12 protein-coding genes and 1 tRNA gene are annotated in these 16,454 nt (G+C 68.3%); 6 read left to right on the forward strand and 7 right to left on the reverse strand.

Annotated features, from left to right (window positions below; genetic code table 11):
- Positions 1–435 precede the first annotated feature (435 nt).
- Complete coding sequence (locus QM711_RS04125; protein ID WP_415096518.1) at positions 436–1,902, forward strand: Eco57I restriction-modification methylase domain-containing protein; 1,467 nt, start codon at positions 436–438, stop codon at positions 1,900–1,902.
- On the forward strand, positions 1,899–2,993 hold the full coding sequence (locus QM711_RS04130; RefSeq protein ID WP_415096520.1) for a BsuBI/PstI family type II restriction endonuclease: 1,095 nt from the start codon (positions 1,899–1,901) through the stop codon (positions 2,991–2,993). The genes QM711_RS04125 and QM711_RS04130 overlap by 4 nt, the downstream gene beginning before the upstream one ends.
- Before the next feature lie 359 nt (positions 2,994–3,352).
- On the opposite strand, the gene QM711_RS04135 is transcribed toward QM711_RS04130, so the two are convergent.
- The 3 genes from QM711_RS04135 to QM711_RS04145 form a co-directional block, all read right to left on the reverse strand.
- Positions 3,353–3,541, reverse strand: a complete 189-nt coding sequence (locus QM711_RS04135; RefSeq protein WP_415096522.1) for a helix-turn-helix transcriptional regulator — start codon at positions 3,539–3,541, stop codon at positions 3,353–3,355.
- A gap of 196 nt (positions 3,542–3,737) precedes the next feature.
- On the reverse strand, positions 3,738–4,877 hold the full coding sequence (locus QM711_RS04140; protein ID WP_415096524.1) for a tyrosine-type recombinase/integrase: 1,140 nt from the start codon (positions 4,875–4,877) through the stop codon (positions 3,738–3,740).
- A 209-nt stretch (positions 4,878–5,086) separates the two neighbouring features.
- A tRNA-Pro gene (locus tag QM711_RS04145) sits at positions 5,087–5,162 on the reverse strand.
- Positions 5,163–5,271: 109 nt separating this feature from the next.
- Here QM711_RS04145 and QM711_RS04150 point away from each other — a divergent pair.
- Entirely contained in the window at positions 5,272–7,323 is a 2,052-nt protein-coding gene (locus tag QM711_RS04150; RefSeq protein WP_415096526.1) for an alpha/beta fold hydrolase, read from the forward strand.
- A gap of 97 nt (positions 7,324–7,420) precedes the next feature.
- On the forward strand, positions 7,421–8,716 hold the full coding sequence (locus tag QM711_RS04155; protein ID WP_415096528.1) for a threonine/serine ThrE exporter family protein: 1,296 nt from the start codon (positions 7,421–7,423) through the stop codon (positions 8,714–8,716).
- Here the strand turns inward: QM711_RS04155 and QM711_RS04160 are convergent.
- Genes QM711_RS04160 through QM711_RS04175 form a run of 4 tightly spaced genes read right to left on the reverse strand, consistent with a single transcriptional unit; the run spans position 8,705 to position 12,133 of the window.
- Entirely contained in the window at positions 8,705–10,177 is a 1,473-nt protein-coding gene (locus tag QM711_RS04160; protein WP_415096530.1) for a hypothetical protein, read from the reverse strand. The two genes, QM711_RS04155 and QM711_RS04160, sit on opposite strands and share 12 nt — an antisense overlap.
- 6 nt (positions 10,178–10,183) lie before the next feature.
- Positions 10,184–11,002, reverse strand: coding sequence for an Fpg/Nei family DNA glycosylase (locus QM711_RS04165; protein ID WP_415096532.1), 819 nt, complete (start codon positions 11,000–11,002; stop codon positions 10,184–10,186).
- A 25-nt stretch (positions 11,003–11,027) separates the two neighbouring features.
- Positions 11,028–11,483, reverse strand: a complete 456-nt coding sequence (locus QM711_RS04170) for a ribose-5-phosphate isomerase (protein ID WP_415096534.1) — start codon at positions 11,481–11,483, stop codon at positions 11,028–11,030.
- Between the two features lie 50 nt (positions 11,484–11,533).
- Positions 11,534–12,133 carry a DsbA family protein gene (locus QM711_RS04175; RefSeq protein WP_415096536.1) on the reverse strand — a complete coding sequence of 200 codons (600 nt, stop codon included), beginning with the start codon at positions 12,131–12,133 and terminating at the stop codon, positions 11,534–11,536.
- Between the two features lie 151 nt (positions 12,134–12,284).
- Between QM711_RS04175 and QM711_RS04180 the strand changes: the two genes are divergently transcribed.
- The gene (locus QM711_RS04180) at positions 12,285–13,700 is read left to right on the forward strand and encodes an FGGY-family carbohydrate kinase (RefSeq protein WP_415096538.1); all 1,416 of its coding nucleotides are present in this window, start codon (positions 12,285–12,287) and stop codon (positions 13,698–13,700) included.
- Between the two features lie 70 nt (positions 13,701–13,770).
- Positions 13,771–16,404, forward strand: coding sequence for an aminopeptidase N (gene pepN / locus QM711_RS04185; protein ID WP_415096540.1), 2,634 nt, complete (start codon positions 13,771–13,773; stop codon positions 16,402–16,404).
- Positions 16,405–16,454 lie beyond the last annotated feature (50 nt).

The raw sequence follows: 16,454 nt of genomic DNA on the forward strand, positions 1-16,454 counted from the left end.
GGGCATGCCCCCGACGGGCACGGGCGGCTCGCGCCCAGCTCGGGCGGGGCGCGACGACCTGGTCCCACGAGTGAAGCAGACCCATGATGCGACCTTGCCGACCGACCTAGCGCGACCTTCAAAAGCTCCCCGCCGAGCGTTCACATGAATGGGGGCAGCACAAGCTATGTTCAGACCATGGTCCCCACAGCCGATCCGATTCACGCCCGTGAACTCGGTCCACGGGGATCGCGACGTGAGATTGCGTCCGCAGATCCCGCCGCGGAGTTGACTCCGACGGCTACGGCGGTGATCGCGGCGATCCCGGCCTGGTGGTCGGCCCGTGCTGCACGGTACGGACTGACTGGGAAGTGGGTGGATGTCGCACAGGCGATCGACTCTCTGCCACCAGCGCCGATCCCCCACCTTCCCCCACTTGAAGAGAAGTGGGGGCCGATGACTGCCGAGGAGGTCGGGCAGGCATACGTCTCCGCGCTATCTCCGGCCACAAGGGCAAGGCATGGACGGCACTACACGCCCTGGCACTTGGCGGATCAATTGTGGCGGATGACGCGTACTGCGCTCGGCCATGGCCGCGCACCTCAACCCTTGGGTGGCCTTGTGCGAGACCCTGCCTGCGGCGCCGGCGCGCTGCTGCTCCCTGCCTTGCGGGAACATCTGCACGGGAGCCGCGACGTCGATCCGCGGATGGTTCTGGCCGGCCTGCCCAGCTTGATTGAAGGAGTTGACACAGACCCCGCGGCAGTGTGGGTCGCGAACGTGGTCATGGCAGCCGAGCTCATGCCGCTACTGGCGAAGGTTCCTCAAGCTAACCGACGTCCGATCCCTGCGCTGGCCCGAACTGGTGATGGCCTAGCGACGCCAAGCTCCCCGGCCAGCGCGATCGTGATGAACCCACCGTATGGCCGGGTCCGATTGAGCGAGGCAGATCGCGAACGGTTCAGCGATGTCCTTTACGGTCACGCCAACCTCTACGGGATATTCATGGCAGCCGCCGACGATCAGCTGGACCCCGCGGGCGTGATGGGTGCTCTCGTCCCAACCTCTTTCACGTCAGGGCGATACTTTGCGCCCTTGCGTGGCCGGCTCTCCTCCCGTCTCAGGCTGCAGTCTGTGACATTCGTTGAGGAACGCTCCGGAGTATTTACCTCCGTGCTGCAAGAAACCTGCCTTGCCGTCTTCGGTCGCAGGCGAACCCGACGCACCACGGTTGCCAGCCTTGGCTTCAGCCGGACCGAAATAGCCACCGTCGACACACCGTTGGGTGCCAAGCCCTGGCTCATTCCACGGCGCTCCGACCTAGCCGCTATCGCCGTCTCAGCACGAAGCATGCCTCTGACGATTCGCGATGCCGGATGGCGAGCATCGACAGGGCCCCTTGTCTGGAATCGACGAAAAGAAGATTTGGCCCCCGACGGCGGTGTTCCGGTTGTTTGGGCCTCAGATCTCGTCAGTGGTGTAGTCAAACCCACCGAGCTCCGCCAGAACCTGCGCACCATTCGCCTAAATTCCCAAAGCGACCAGCGAGTTTTGGCACTCGCGGAGCCCGCCATCCTGGTTCAGCGCACCACCGCACCTGAACAGCAGAGACGCCTGGTGTCTGCAAACCTTGACGAGCCCACGTTGAAGGCTTGGGGCGGCAGGGTAGTGATCGAGAACCACGTCAACGTTCTACGTCCGGCAGGCCGGCCGATGATCTCCCAGCGCCTCTTGGCCGATCTACTCGCCACAAAGACCATGGATGCCGTCGCGCGATGCATTTCCGGGTCAGTCGCGCTATCCGCGTTCGAGCTCGAATCACTACCACTGCCTGATACCGACACGCTGGCTCGATGGGAGAAGTTGAACGGACACGATCTCGAGCGGGCGGTTGCCGACCACTACAGAGGCTCCGTGCGATGAGACCTCTCATCGATCCAGCCGAGGCCGAGCGCCGACTTGCTGCATTGTTTCCACGTTCCGCTTTCGACACGGTTCTGTCCAGCGCTCAGGCAGGATGGGCAATCTCCGCGCTGATATATGCCGGGGCGGTCGTCGACGACGAAGCACCCACAGTCTGGGCGCGACCTACCACCGTGCTGTGGCAACAGGAATCGGTTCTCGCATTTCACACGACCGATGCCGACCGGGCGGCGTGGCGCAGGTCTGCATTGAAGGGGCAGGCTGCGCTCCAGTCTCTGCTCACTGAGTGGGGCGAGCATCATGAGCCCAAGTATCGAGACACCAGCCGAGAGACACTTCGCGACGAGACCTTTAAGAAATGGAACGAGCTCGGAGCAATGCGACGCCTGGCCGGTCTGCCAACCTCCTCAAGCAAACCGACCTGGGCACTCGAGCAGCACTTCGCTGATTTATTCGACCCTGGGCTGCAAGGTGATGCCCTGAACACAGCCGTTGATGCCTGGATCGCGAGGCATATGGCTCCAGGCCAGCGACTCAGAGCACAGCAAGCCCACCTTCTTCACAAGGCCCGTCAGGCGGTTCAGGTCGTACTCCCTGATGGCACAGTCCGGACTCTCGAACCGGGTCTTTCTTCGCTCATCATCAAGAATGTGGTGGAGGTTTGGGCACCCCGAGCTCTACAGCAGCCTGTAGTCCTAACCATCAGCGAGCCTGGGGCGAAGCTTCTTGTAAGCGATCACGCCGTGCTCACGTCCATTGGGCTCTCACTCGACGTAAACAACATCCTGCCTGATGCCCTCATCGCAGACTTGGGCGCCGACCCTGTGGAGTTCTGGATCATTGAGGCTGTGGCAAGCGATGGACCGATCACCGACAGCCGGCGCCGAGATCTGCTGACCTGGGCGGAAGGACAAGGAATCGACACAGACGACTGCCGGTTTCTGACCGCGTTCCAATCGCGGGGAGCCGCGCCTGCTCGCCGGCGCTTGAAGGATCTTGGCGCCGGCACCCTTGCCTGGTTCGTAGACGAACCCGACCACGCACTCAGATGGGATCTCTACTGGCCGTCCGTGCACCCTCGGTCCCCATAGCCCATGCCAGCCGACACTCGCTAGGCCCCGAGCGATGCGGCCAAGGTCACCGTCAGCACGGAAGACTACGGCAGTGGCGCCGTCGCGTGCACGGCAGAGAAAGGCGCGCACAAGGTGCACGAGACTGTCGGCCAACGTCCTCGTGAACCAGGGAGCGCCCCGTTGGCGCATTGCCGCCGATCTACGATGATCTCCGCACTCATGGACCGGCTCGAAGATGCCCCGAATCCATATTCCCGGTCACGCCAACTTCGTGACACTCGGCCTCGATCTTCCTCCGCCCATGCGGGAACCTCCGCCGGCTTGTTCAGCAGCGCCGCGGACATGAGCGGGTTGACATTGGCGGGCGCACGCTTCATCTATGCCGTACGACCGCACGTGAACAGCGGTCGAAGCAGCTCATCAACATCCTGCGGGCGGACTCTCAGGATCCGGCGGCCAGATACGAAGGCAGGCAGGTCGCCAGCGGCGATCCGCCGACGCAAGGTTCGCTGGCTGATACCGGTCCGCTCGGCGGCCTGCGTGAGCGTCTCGTACTGCTGTGCCATGTCCGTCCTCCTTTACTTCCGTATGCAGCCCGCTTGAGATAGCCCGGACGGAACTGCGATCGTGGTGCATCGCGCACCCAACCGACCAACTCGGAGCAGGCCGATGCCGATCCCGCGGAGACTCCTGCAGGGAGAAGCGCACCAGCGTGGGGCGATCCGCACGCCAAGAGTCGGCGGAGCCCGGCAACCCCTGCGGCTAGCGGTTTCGGCTGCGCTTCCGTTGACTCCGCGCATCTGTTGCGAGTTTGCTCATGTTTCGGGCAAGCCGGGCGCGAGCCGCCTGGGTCGCGTGTTGATAGCGCTCGACCATGCTCGCTGTGGAGTGTCCCATCATGGCCTTGAGTTCGGCCGTCGTGGCCCCGGTCATCCCAGCTAGGGAAGCTGCGCTGTGGCGCATGTCGTGAAAGGTCAGGTCCGGACGGCCCATGGCTGTACGAGCCTGGTGGTACGCGTATCGCAGCGCCTTCTCGGACATCGGTGAGGTTCCATTCCGCCCGGGGAAGAGGAAGCCTTCGCGACCTGTCATCGGCAGAGTCCGAATGTGCTTCTCAAGGTATGGCAGTAGGTGCGGTGGAATACCCACCTCGCGAACCGACGCCGGGGTCTTGGGCTGACCCACATGAATCTGTCCCTTGGTGCGGGTCACCGCCTGCCGCACCCTGACGACACCCTTGCCGAGGTCAAGGTCGCGACGGCGCAGTGCACGCACCTCACCCGCCCGCAGCCCGCACCATCCCGCCAGCAGCACCGGCAAGGCCTGCCGTAGAGGCAGCTCAAGCACCCGCTCCAACTCATCAGGTGTCGCCGGCTCGATGTCCCGAGTCCTTTTCACCCGGCCGGCGTTGCGCACTCGACATGGGTTGCGATCGATCAGGCCTTCGTCCTCAGCCTCCCGCAAGATCGATCGCAACAGCGCGTACGCGTGCTTGCGTTGAGTTGGTCGATCTCCGGACAGCACGGTCGAGTACCACCGCCGGACACGGTCAGGCTGGATGCGCCCTAGCTGCAGCTTGCCCAGCGTGGGCAGGATCAGGTTCTCTAACAGCTTGTCGTACTCTTCGCGGGTTCGCGGTGTCAGATCACGCTCGGCCAGGCAGTGTCGGGCGTAGCCGGCCAGGGTCTCCAGGTCGGCACCACCAGGTTGGACGGGCTGCGGGGGCTTCCAGTTCCCTCGGGAGATCTCGCGTTGGGTTTCCGCCAGCCAGTGCTCGGCATCAAGACGTGCGGTGAAGGCACGCGGCGCCTCATAGCGGACCCGGTCCGGGCCGAAGTACCGGGCTCTGAAAGCTCCGCGCCGGCGTTCGATCGTCCCGAACGTGCGCCGCCCTCGTTCCATTGCCACTCTCCTCCGGTCGCCTACCCCCGTAAGGAGCAGACGCATCGGCCCCGGACGCTCGTAGGCCCCAAGAACGGAAACGTGGGGGCTATCTGGGGCCTAACTAGGCCCCAATCTGGCAACATCTGGCCAGTTGTGACCACATCGACCCGAACACGAAAGCCCTAGTGGCGGAGGCGTAAAGCCTAGTGCATTCGGGGTTGCGGAAATGGTCGGGGCGACAGGACTCGAACCTGCGATCTCCTGCTCCCAAAGCAGGCGCGCTAGCCACTACGCTACGCCCCGTTCGGTCACCGCTCGCGCGGACGACCTCGTCGAGTGTAGGACAGCGCGACGACCGGAGGGAAACCGCCGGCGCGGGGCGTCCGGCCTGTAGTCGTATTAGGGTCGGTGGATGGCGACCCCCTTCCACGACATTGATGCCTACCTCGCACTTCCCCGTTGTTCCGGACTCGCCCTTTCCCCCGATGGGACGCGGCTGGTCACGACGGTGTCCACGCTCAACGCCAAGCGGACCCAGTACCGCAGCGCGCTGTGGCAGGTCGATCCGGCCGGAGTCGAACCCGCCCGCCGGCTGACCCGGTCGCGCAAGGGTGAGGCGTCCGCGACCTTCACCGACTCGGGCGAGCTGCTGTTCACCTCCGCGCGTCCCGACCCGGACGCCGACGAGGACGAAGAGGTGCCCGCAGCGCTCTGGCTGCTGCCGGACGCCGGAGGCGAGGCCCGCCTGGTCGGGAACCGCCTCGGCGGCTACGGCAGGTTGCTCACCCACGGCGACCAGCTGCTCGTCGCCGCTGCACGCCTGGATGCGTCCACCGACGAAGCCGACGACGACCGCCGCCGCAAGGAACGCAAGGACCGGTCGGTCAGCGCGATCCTGCACAGTGGCTACCCGATTCGGCACTGGGACCAGGATCTGGGGCCGGGCGCCGTCCATCTGATGGCCGCCGACCTGCCAGAAGCGGACGCGGCCGACAGTTCTGCGCGACTCGCCCTGGTCGATCTCACGCCGACCGCCACCGCTCGACACCTGGAGGATTTCGACCTGTCTGCGGACGGCAGCTTCGCCGTGCTGACCGAGGCGCGCACCAGCACCGCCGGGCACACCCGCGAGCGTCTGGTGCGCATCGAGTTGGCCGACGGCGCCGCCACCACTCTCCTCGACGATCCGGACGCCGACGCGTGCGCCCCGCTCATCTCGCCCGACGGCACCCGGCTGCTGTTCACCCGGGCTCCGCTGGCCAGTCCCGAGCGGTCGGCCCGCCAGGAGCTGCATCTGCTCGATCTCGACAGCGGCGACAGCCATCGGGTCGCGGCCGACTGGGACCGCTGGCCCACCGGTCAGGCCTGGCTGCCGGACGGCAGCGGCGTCATCCTGACCGCGGACGACAACGGACGCGGTCCGGTGTTCCTGCTCGACCTCAATGCCGATTCCGTGACCCAGCTGACCAGCGACGATGCCAGCTTCACCGACCCGCAGGTCTCCCGCGACGGCCGCTGGGTCTATGCGCTGCGCAGTTCGTACCTGGCGCCGTCCGAGGTGGTGCGCATCGACCTGGACGCCGCCCGCGCCACCGGCGCCCCGGTCGCGTCCGAACTGCTGCGGAATCCGGCAGCGGCCCCGGACCTGCCCGGCAGGCTCACCGAGATCACCACCACCGTCGCCGACGGCAGCACAGTCCGCGGCTGGCTCGCGCTGCCCGCGGACGCCGCGTCCGACCACCCCGTCCCGCTGCTGCTGTGGGTCCACGGCGGCCCGCTGGGGTCCTGGAACGCCTGGAGCTGGCGCTGGTGTCCGTGGCTGATGGTGGCTCAGGGCTATGCCGTGCTGTTGCCGGACCCGGCGCTGTCGACCGGCTACGGCGAGGCGTTCATCGCTCGCGGCTGGGCGCGTTGGGGTGCGGAGCCGTTCACCGACCTGATGGCGATCACCGACGCCGCCGTCGCTCGCGACGACATCGACGCGTCCCGCACCGCTGCGATGGGCGGCTCGTTCGGCGGATACATGGCCAACTGGGTGGCCGGTCACACCGACCGCTTCCGGGCCATCGTGACGCACGCCTCTTTGTGGTCCCTCGATCAGTTCGGACCCACCACCGACTACGCCTTCTACTGGGAACGCGAGGTCGGCGAGACGATGCAGCGGGAGCATTCGCCGCACGCCTTCGTCGAGCAGATCCGGACGCCGATGCTGGTGGTGCACGGCGACCGCGACTACCGGGTGCCGATCGGCGAGGGGCTGCGGCTGTGGTGGGAACTGCTCAGCCGCTCGCAACTCGCCCTGGACGCCGACGGCCGCACCCCGCACCGCTTCCTCTACTTTCCCGACGAGAACCACTGGGTGCTCAGTCCGCAGCATGCGGCGATCTGGTACGGCACGGTGTCGGCGTTCCTGGCCGAGCAGGTGCTGGGTGAGGCCCGGGCGTATCCGGAGTTGCTCGGCTGACGAAGCTCCGCCGACCGCTCGAAGTCTGGTTCGGCGACCCAGAACTCGAACCGTGATCATTCGGAGCCTCGACCGCGGGTGGCCATAGCGTGGAGGCATGGTGGAGCAACCGACCGACCACCAGGCGACGGACGAGGACCGCCTCGAACCGACTGACCTGGTCCGCCGTTCCCGGGTGGTGCTGCGCGCCGGCGTCCTGATGCTCGGCGCCGGCACCAGCGGGTTGCGGGTGCGCGAGGTGATGGCTGCGGTGGCCCGGTCCGTAGGCATTCAACAACTCGATGCCCAGGTCACTTTCACTCAGATCGTGCTCACCGTGGGACGCCGGGGGGTCTACCGCACCCACCTGGGCGAGACCCGTCCGGGTGTCAACGCCGAGCGGATCGCCCGGCTGCATCAGCTCAGCCACGACCTGCCCGCCCATGCATCTGCCGAGCAGATCGAGCAGCGACTCGACCGGATCGAACAGCGTCCGCTCTGTTACCCGGCCTGGCTGTTGGTGACACTGGTCGCCGTCGCCTGTGCGTCGGTCGGGATCCTTGCCAACGGGGGCTGGCGGGAGGTCCTGGCGGTGCTGCCCGCCTCGGCGATCGCCTACGGCCTGCATCGTCTGCTCACCCGGCTGCAGGTCAACCAGTTGGCCGTCGTGCTCACGTCCGCCGCGCTCGCGTCCGCTCTGTACGTCGGCGTCGCCCAACTCATCACGCTCGCCACCGGCACACCCAGTGACCGCTTCGCCGCCGGCTTCGTCTGCGCGTCGATCTTCCTGATTCCCGGCTTCCCGATGGTCACCGCCGGCCTCGACCTGACCCGGCTCGACCTCGACACCGGCGTGCCACGGATGACGTATGCCGCCATGGTCGTGCTGGCCATCGCCATCGGGGTCTGGCTGGTGGCCTCGGTCACCGGCATCTCCCCCGATCCGGTGGCCCGCCTCGACGGACCGCCGGTGCTGGTCTGGGGTGCGATCGTGGCAGCCAGTTTCCTGGCGGTGTTCGGCTGGGCGACCATGTTCAACGCGCCGCTGTGGACAGCGGTGGCGTCCGGGGTGGTCGCGATCAGCGGGAACCTGGTCCGCCAACTGCTTCTCGACAACGGCGTGAAGCCGCATGTCGCAACCTTCGCCGCGTGTGTCGTGATGGGTCTCGGCTGCGGTCTTGCCGCCCGCTGGTTCTCGATGACCAAGATCATCATGACCGTGCCGACGCTGTTGGTGGTCATTCCCGGATCGTCCGCGCTGCGGACGCTGATCTATTTCGACCGGACCGATATCAATGCCGCGATCGAGTCGGGGGTCTCCACCGCTCTCGTCGTGGTGGCGATGGTGGCCGGCCTCTCCGGAGCCCGGATGCTCACCGACCCCGAATGGACCTTCACCCGCTCACACCAGTGATTGACCGAGCGCCAGCCAGGCCAGCACCGCCAGGTCGTCGGCGTCGGAGAACCCGGACGCCGAGGCCGCGGCCAGCAGCCGGCGCGAGTTCTTCGTGGCGCAGCCGTCCGCGGCCCGGGACATCGGCCACTCGTCCGGGCACAGCTGCAGCAGCCCGATCAGTTGCGCCTGGCGGACGGCGTCCAGACCGACGGGTTCACCGGGCAGGTCGCCGCCGAGCGCGTTGATCAAACCGTGGAATGAGCCGCCGGACACCTCGTGGCTGCGCAGGTTGAGCACGTTCAGTTCCAGCGCGACCCAGGGCGAGTGGCTCGGACGCGAGAGCAGAGCGAGCGCCTCCTGGCTCGAATCCTCCCCCAGCGCGAGACCGGCCAGCCACGCCGCCATCACGACCCGGCCGTAGCCGGGCTGCGGATGCACCATGCCCAGCTTGCGCAGCGCCGCTCGCACCATCCGGACGTTGCCGGAGCGCTGACCGCGGACGATGCCGGTGGCGATCGCCAGCAGATCGGTGTCCTGACTCCAGTCGAAGGCGTCGAGCAGTCGCTCCGCTGCCGACGGTTCGCTGATCAGCGCCCGGCCGAGTGCCTCGGCAACCACGAACGCCCCGGCCGGCGTCGTCGGCACCACGCCGCGCAACACCGCGGACGCCCCGGCTGCCAGCGCGGTGTCGAGCATCGGTGCGAACGAGACGGTGAGCGCGGTCAGTCCGCGCGGCGAATGCACCGTCACGGCGGCGCGTCCGGCATCGCCGAATACCTGGACGGCGTCCCCGTCGGGGCGTGCACTTGCCGGCGGTGAGACCACCAGCGCGTGATCGGGTTCGCGGAACTCCCAAGGCTCACCGACGCTGAGCTCGAGCGGCGCGAGCCACCCGGGCAGCCGAGCCCCGAAGGCGTCCATGCTGGGGTAGAGATCAGCGCGCAGGGTGCCGACCCAGCGGCGTCCGGGGGTCAGGGTGAGATCCGGCGGCGCCAGCGCGAAGCCGTCGCCGGCGTCCTTCAGCCAGCCCTGGGTGAGCCGCAGGCCCACGACCGGCGCGCCGCGTCGGGACGGCGCGATCGCGATCAGACCCTCAGCGCCGGCCGCCCAGACCCAAACCGCACAGCCTGGTCCGGGGCGCATTCGCAGTCGCGGCCGCTCCCGCGACTCCGCCGTGGATGGACCGAAAGAACCGTCCCCACGTACCGGAACTGGACCGAGAGAACCGTCCCCGCGCACCGGGTCGCCGGCGCGCAACGCCCAGCGCACCGTCCAGGCGTCGCCCACGGCGTGCCGGACCGCACACGTGGCGCCGCCAAGGGTGAAGCCGTGCTCGACCTCGTCAGCGTCGTCGGTGAACCGGCCGGTCGGCTGCAGGTGGTCGAGGTCGAACTGGGCCCACACGTCCGCGCCGTGCAGCAGGTCGAAACCGGTGCCGTCGTCGCGGACCCGGATCGCGAACGCACCCCAGCGCATCATCGGAGGTCAGCGCCGTCGCTGGCAGCGTGGGCACCAGTACAGATTGCGGCTCTCGAACACCTGGGTGCGCACCGGGGTGGCGCAGACCAGACAGGGCAGCCCGGCGCGGCGGTAGACGTACACCTCGCCGCCGTGCCGGTCGACCCGGGGTGCGCGTCCCATCGCCTCCGGCAGATGCTCATCGCGGACGGTGTCGATCCGGCCGTCCTTGACCCCGAGCCGCAGCAACACCACCAGGTCGGCCCAGACCGCGTTCCAGGTGCGGCGCGAGATCGTCCGGCCCTCCTTGAACGGGTTGATCCGATGCCGGAACAGCACCTCGGCGCGATAGATGTTGCCGACTCCCGCGGTGACCGCCTGGTCCATCAGCAGGGACGCGATGCTGCGGCCCGAGCGGGTGATCTTCGCCCAGGCCTTCTCACCGGTGCATTCGGGCCGGATCGGGTCGTCGCCGGCCGCGGCCATTACCTCGGCGCGCGTCTCATCGGAGATCAGCCGGCACCACTGCGGACCCCGCAACTCGGCCCGGTGGACGCCGCGCGCGATCAGCAGCCGCAGTGTGTCCGGGCCGGCGGGCGAGGTCGGCGGGCCGTCCAGCAACCAGAGCTTGCCGATCAGGCCCAGGTGAATGTGCACCACCCGGTCGGGACCGAAGTCGACGAACAGGTGCTTGCCGTACGCCTCGGCGCCGGTCAGCACGCTGCCGTCCAGGACGGCGGCCTCGTCGGCGAACCGGCCCTGCGGGCTGCTCACCCGCACCTCGTGCTCGCCGAAGCGTTCGGTCAGCCCCTCGGCGAGCCGGTGGATCACATGTCCCTCGGGCATTGGCCCCTCTCCGCGCGGACGCCGGTCAGCGACTGTGGCGTGCTTCGTACTCGTCCAGCATGGCGAGCCGGCGGGCGTGCCTGGGATCCCCCGAGAACGGCGTCGCCAGGAACACCTTGACCATCTCCAGCGCCTCGCTCAGCGACTGCATCCGGCCGCCGAGGGCGACGATCCGGGCGTCGTTGTGCTCGCGGGCCAGCCGGGCCGTGGTCGTGTTGTAGGCCAGCCCGGCCCGCACGCCCTTGACCTTGTTGGCCGCGATCTGTTCCCCATTGCCGGAGCCGCCGAGAACAATGCCGAGGCTGTCGGGGTCGGCGGCAACCGCCTCTGCGCACGGGACTATGTAGACCGGGTAGTCGTCGGTGGCGTCGTAGGAATGCGCGCCGTGGTCGACCAGCTCGTAGCCGGCGCCGGAGAGCTCCTTGATCAGGAACTCTTTCAGGTCGTAGGCCGCGTGGTCGGCCGCGATGTGTACGCGCATCCCGTCAAGATAGCCGAACGCCCTAGCCGGGTGACGATCGAGCGTCCGACTCAGTCGAAGATCGGTCCGACGGTGCGGGTGCGCTTGGCCTCGAAGAACCCCGGGTAGGCGGTCAGCTTGACGAAGCCGTCGAACAGGTCACCCGCCTGCTCGCCCTTAGGCGCCGGTGAGATGACCGGACCGAACAGCGCCATCCCGTTGATGTGGACCACCGGAGTGCCCACCTCGTTGCCCACTGGGTCCATCCCCTCGTGATGCGAGCGCTCGAGGTCGTCGTCGGCGGCATCGGTGTGGCCGGCCTCGACCAGCGACGCCGGGAGGCCCGCCTGGGCCAGGGCCTCAGCGGTCGCCTCGTCGGACAGCTCCCGTCCACCCGGATGCACCAGCGTGCCCATCGCGGTGTAGAAGTCCCGCAGCTTCTCGGGGTGCTCACGTTGCACCGCCAGGGCCACCCGGGCCGGCGGCCGGGCCCGAACCATCAGCCGGCTGTAACCCTCGTCCAGATCGCGGCCCTCGTTGAGCACCGAAAGGCTCATCACATGGAAGTACACCTCGACATCGCGGACTTTCTCGACCTCGAGGAGCCAGCGGGAGGTCATCCATGCCCAAGGGCAGGCCGAGTCGAACCACATGTCCACACGTTGCGTCATGCGCCCCACGGTAGTGGCGGCCGACGACACCATCGTCACTCGCTCGCTTGCTGGCAGGCCCGCCTGAGCGCTGCCTGTTGGGTACTCAACTGACTCCGCCTGGCCGGTCAACCTCTGGCCACCTCCACGGCCGCGCGGGACGATGGGTCACATGACGGCGGCCGTCGGAATCGACATCGGGACCAGCAACACCAAAGTGGTTCGGGTGCAGCACGGGGTGAGCACCGTCGTCATCAGCAAGCCAACGCCCGATCGGCTCGATGAGCTGCTGGCTACGGTTGTCACTGGCCTCACGGCCGCGTCAAAGGCCGGGCCCGTGGACGTGATCGGCATTGCGTCGATGGCCGAATCCGGCTATCCGCTTGGCGCCGACGGCAGGGCGCTCACCCCGCTGCTGTCCTGGCGGGACGCCCGCGACGACACCGAGATCCAGGCAGTTGCCGGCCGGATCGGGGCTGACGCGCTGTTCTCCGCCACCGGCGTCCGGCCCGGGCCGAAGCCGGCGCTCGCCACCTGGTTGTGGCTGCGAGCACAACACCCGGATACCTTCGCCGCGATGCGGCATTGGGCCGGCGTCGCAGATGCGGTGCACCTGGCCCTGACCGGCGAACTGCGCACCGACCACACCCTGGCCGGCCGTACCTTGGCATACCGGCTGCCGGCCGGCGGTCAGCCGCTCACCAGGACCTTCGACCCCGAGATCCTGACCGAGGTCTGCCTCGATCCGGCGCTGCTGCCGCGGGTCGGGCTCCCCCACGATCCGCCGTCCAGGCTCCGCCGCCACGCAGCCGTCCCCGGCCTGCGGCCCGGGACGCCGGTGGTGGTCGCCGGCCACGATCATCAGGTGGCGGCGTGGGCGTCCGGCGTCCGGACGGTGGGGCAGGTGGCCGACTCGGTGGGTACCGCGGAGGCGATGCTGCACTTGGTCGGCGGGGTGAGCGACCGGCCGTCGGTCCGCGCCCACGGGATGAGTGTGGTCCGCACCACGGACGGCGACACCGAGGCCCTGCTGGCCGGTACCGGATCCGCCGGCGGGTTCCTGCAGTGGCTCGCCGACCGGCACACCAGCGGCGACGTCTCCGCTTTGCTCGCGGACGCCGACGAAGCAACCCTGGCCACCGACTCCTGGCTGTTGCCCTACCCGTCCGGACGCCAGTGCCCCGACCCCGACCCGAAGGCTCGGTTCCGCACCGTCGGCGACCCCGCACACCTCGGCCTGGCCGCGATCGAGGCGCTCGGCTATCAGGCCCAGTGGGTGCTGGAAACCCAGGCGCAACTGGCTGGACGCCCGCTCGCGCGACTCACGCTCAGCGGCCACCCGCTGCGCCGGACCCCGTTGTGGCCACGGATCAAGGCCACCCTCGCCGACGTCCCGACGACGCTGACCACCGCCGATGAACCGGTGGCCACCGGAGCCGCGCTACTCGCCCTGCAGCGCGCCGGTCTCGACGATCCGCGTCCGCTGGCCGCCGACCCGGTCGCCCCGCTGCCACCGGAGCAGGCTCGCTACCACGACCGGATGCCCGCATTCATCGCCTCGGCGCACGCATTGCGGCACGGCACGTGAAGCCACCCGGAATGCTGTCGGTCAGCTGGAGTACTGTGACCGACTGGCGCGACTCGCAACCTGGAGGACCATGTACCCGGCGAACATCACCCGCGACGAAGCCCATGCACGCTCGCGACTGCTGACCACCTCCCGCTACCAGGTCACGGTCGACCTCACCGGCTCGCCGGTCACCTTCACCTCGACCTCCACGATCGCCTTCCGTTCGGCCGGGGGCAGCACATTCGTCGACCTGATCGCCGACTCGATCATCGATGCCACCCTGGACGGCGTCGCGCTCGACACCGCCGGGTTCAACGGCGAACGCCTCGCTTTCGAGGTCGCCGAGGGCGAGCACGCGCTAGCCGTCACCGCGGTCTGCCGGTACAGCAACACCGGTGAGGGGCTGCACCGCTTCGTCGACCCGGCCGACTCCCGCGTCTACTGCTACACCCAGCTTGAGGTTGCGGACGCCCGGCGCGTCTACGCCTGCTTCGACCAGCCCGACCTGAAGGCATCCTTCGAGTTCGCGGTGATCGCCCCGGCGCACTGGACGGTGCTGTCGAACTCACCCGAGGTGCAGCCGGTGGTCACCGGCGACCTCGGCCGCTGGGAGTTCGCGGCGACCCCGCAGGTCTCCACCTACATCACCGCGCTGGTCGCCGGCGACTTCCATACCGTGCGCTCCAGTTATGCCGGACGCGAGGCCGAGATCCCGTTCTCGCTGTCCTGTCGCGCCTCGATGGTTCCCTACCTGGACGCCGACCGGCTGTTCGCCACCACCGCCCGCGGCTTCGACGTGTTCGAGGAGCATTTCGGCGAGCCCTACCCGTTCACCGACTACGCCCAGGTGTTCGTGCCCGAGTTCAACGCCGGCGCGATGGAGAACGCCGGCTGCGTCACCATTCGCGACGAGTACCTGTACCGCTCCCGGGTGACCTCGGCGTCCTACGAGAGCCGGGACAACACGATCCTGCATGAACTCGCCCACATGTGGTTCGGCGACCTGGTCACCATGACCTGGTGGGACGACCTGTGGCTCAACGAGTCGTTCGCCGAGTGGGCCTCCCATTTCGCCCAGGACGAGATCCGCAAGGTTCACGGCGGTGAGGACCCGTGGGCCACCTTCTGCAACCAGCGCAAGACCTGGGCCTACCGGCAGGATCAGCTGCCGTCCACCCACCCGATCGCCGCCGACATGGTCGATCTCGAGGCGGTCGAACTCAACTTCGACGGCATCACCTACGCCAAGGGTGCCTCCGCGCTGCGCCAGCTGGTCGCGTTCGTCGGCATCGAACCGTTCCTGGCCGGAGTGCGGACCTACTTCGCCCGGCACGCCTGGGGCAACACCCAGCTCTCCGACCTGCTGCGGGCGCTCGAGGAGTCGTCCGGACGCGACCTCGCCTTCTTCACCGGTCAATGGCTGCAGACCGCCGGGGTCAACACGCTGACCAGCGATTTCGAACTGGACGAGCGCGGCCGGTTCACCCGGTTCGCCGTCGTCCAGCACGCCACCGATCAGTGGCCGACGCTGCGCCGGCACCGGATCGGAATCGGCTGCTACGACCCGACCGACGAAGGCATCGAGCGGGTGCACCGCGTCGAACTCGACATCGACGGCGAACGCACCGAGGTGCCGGCACTGGTCGGCGTCCCGGCGCCGGCGGTGGTGCTGCTCAACGACGGCGACCTGTCGTACGCGAAGATCCGGATCGACCTCGGGCTGGACGTCGTGGTCGACCGGATCCATGAGTTCCGCGACCCGGTCGCCCGAGCACTGCTGTGGGGTGCCACCTGGGATATGTGCCGCGACGCCCAGCTGACCGCGTCCGACTACGTCGACCTGGTGGTTCGCGGGGTCGCCGTCGAGACCGACCTGACCGCGGTCACCGCCGTGCTCGCCCAGGCCGAGACCGCCGTCCGCTACTACACGCCGACCCATCAGCGCCCCGGCGTCGCCTCCCGGTGGACGGCCGGGCTGGTCCGGCTGCTCAAGGACGCCGAACCCGGCTCCGACCACCAACTCGCGTTGGTCCGCGCGCTGGCCACCTCACTGACCACACCGGCCGGCGCCGACCTGCTGCGAGCCTGGCTGGCCGGCGAGGAAGTCCCGGCGGGCTTGATCGTCGACACCGATCTGCGCTGGCGATTCGTCACCCAGCTCGCCCAGCTCGGCGGTCTGGACGACGCGGACATCGCCGCCGAACTGGCCCGCGACAACACCGCCACCGGTGCCGAGAAGGCCGCCGGGGCACGTGCCGCGCGTCCCGACGACGAGGGGAAGGCGGAAGCCTGGCGGCTGGCGATCGAGGACGCCTCGGTAACCAACGCCACCCACACCCAGATCTGCGCCTACTTCTGGGCACCCGATCAGGAGGTCGTGCTGAAGCCCTATGTGGATGCCTGGTTCGAGGTGATGGGCGACATCGCGGCGCAGCGCAACGGCTGGGGCCAGCGGTCACTGGCGATCCGCAAGAACGTCGGGGAACTGCTCTTCCCGCGTCCCTTCGGTGACCATGCGCTGGTGGCCCGGATCGATGAATGGATGGCTGAGACCGAGCTGACCGACTCGGTGCGACGGATGGTCAGCGAACGACGCGACGACGTGGTCCGGGCGCTGCGGTGCCGCGAGGCGGCCTCCGGCGACGCCGAGCCCGGCCGGGCCGGCGGGACGCTTCGCCAGCCGGATTCCGATCAATCCGGCGGCGCCCGGGTGATAGCCTGAGCCGTCGGTTGTTCGGCGTCACGCAGACGCTCCATTCAGCTGCACAGGAA

This window comes from Micropruina sp. (assembly GCF_047602385.1).
GTDB lineage: Bacteria > Actinomycetota > Actinomycetes > Propionibacteriales > Propionibacteriaceae > Micropruina.

Coding starts and splice junctions, on each gene's coding strand:
- QM711_RS04125 (WP_415096518.1), top strand. CDS start 436: ATGACTGCCGAGGAGGTCGGGCAGGCATACGTCTCCGCGCTATCTCCG.
- QM711_RS04130 (WP_415096520.1), top strand. CDS start 1,899: ATGAGACCTCTCATCGATCCAGCCGAGGCCGAGCGCCGACTTGCTGCA.
- QM711_RS04135 (WP_415096522.1), bottom strand. CDS start 3,541: ATGGCACAGCAGTACGAGACGCTCACGCAGGCCGCCGAGCGGACCGGT.
- QM711_RS04140 (WP_415096524.1), bottom strand. CDS start 4,877: ATGGAACGAGGGCGGCGCACGTTCGGGACGATCGAACGCCGGCGCGGA.
- QM711_RS04150 (WP_415096526.1), top strand. CDS start 5,272: ATGGCGACCCCCTTCCACGACATTGATGCCTACCTCGCACTTCCCCGT.
- QM711_RS04155 (WP_415096528.1), top strand. CDS start 7,421: ATGGTGGAGCAACCGACCGACCACCAGGCGACGGACGAGGACCGCCTC.
- QM711_RS04160 (WP_415096530.1), bottom strand. CDS start 10,177: ATGATGCGCTGGGGTGCGTTCGCGATCCGGGTCCGCGACGACGGCACC.
- QM711_RS04165 (WP_415096532.1), bottom strand. CDS start 11,002: ATGCCCGAGGGACATGTGATCCACCGGCTCGCCGAGGGGCTGACCGAA.
- QM711_RS04170 (WP_415096534.1), bottom strand. CDS start 11,483: ATGCGCGTACACATCGCGGCCGACCACGCGGCCTACGACCTGAAAGAG.
- QM711_RS04175 (WP_415096536.1), bottom strand. CDS start 12,133: ATGACGCAACGTGTGGACATGTGGTTCGACTCGGCCTGCCCTTGGGCA.
- QM711_RS04180 (WP_415096538.1), top strand. CDS start 12,285: ATGACGGCGGCCGTCGGAATCGACATCGGGACCAGCAACACCAAAGTG.
- pepN (WP_415096540.1), top strand. CDS start 13,771: ATGTACCCGGCGAACATCACCCGCGACGAAGCCCATGCACGCTCGCGA.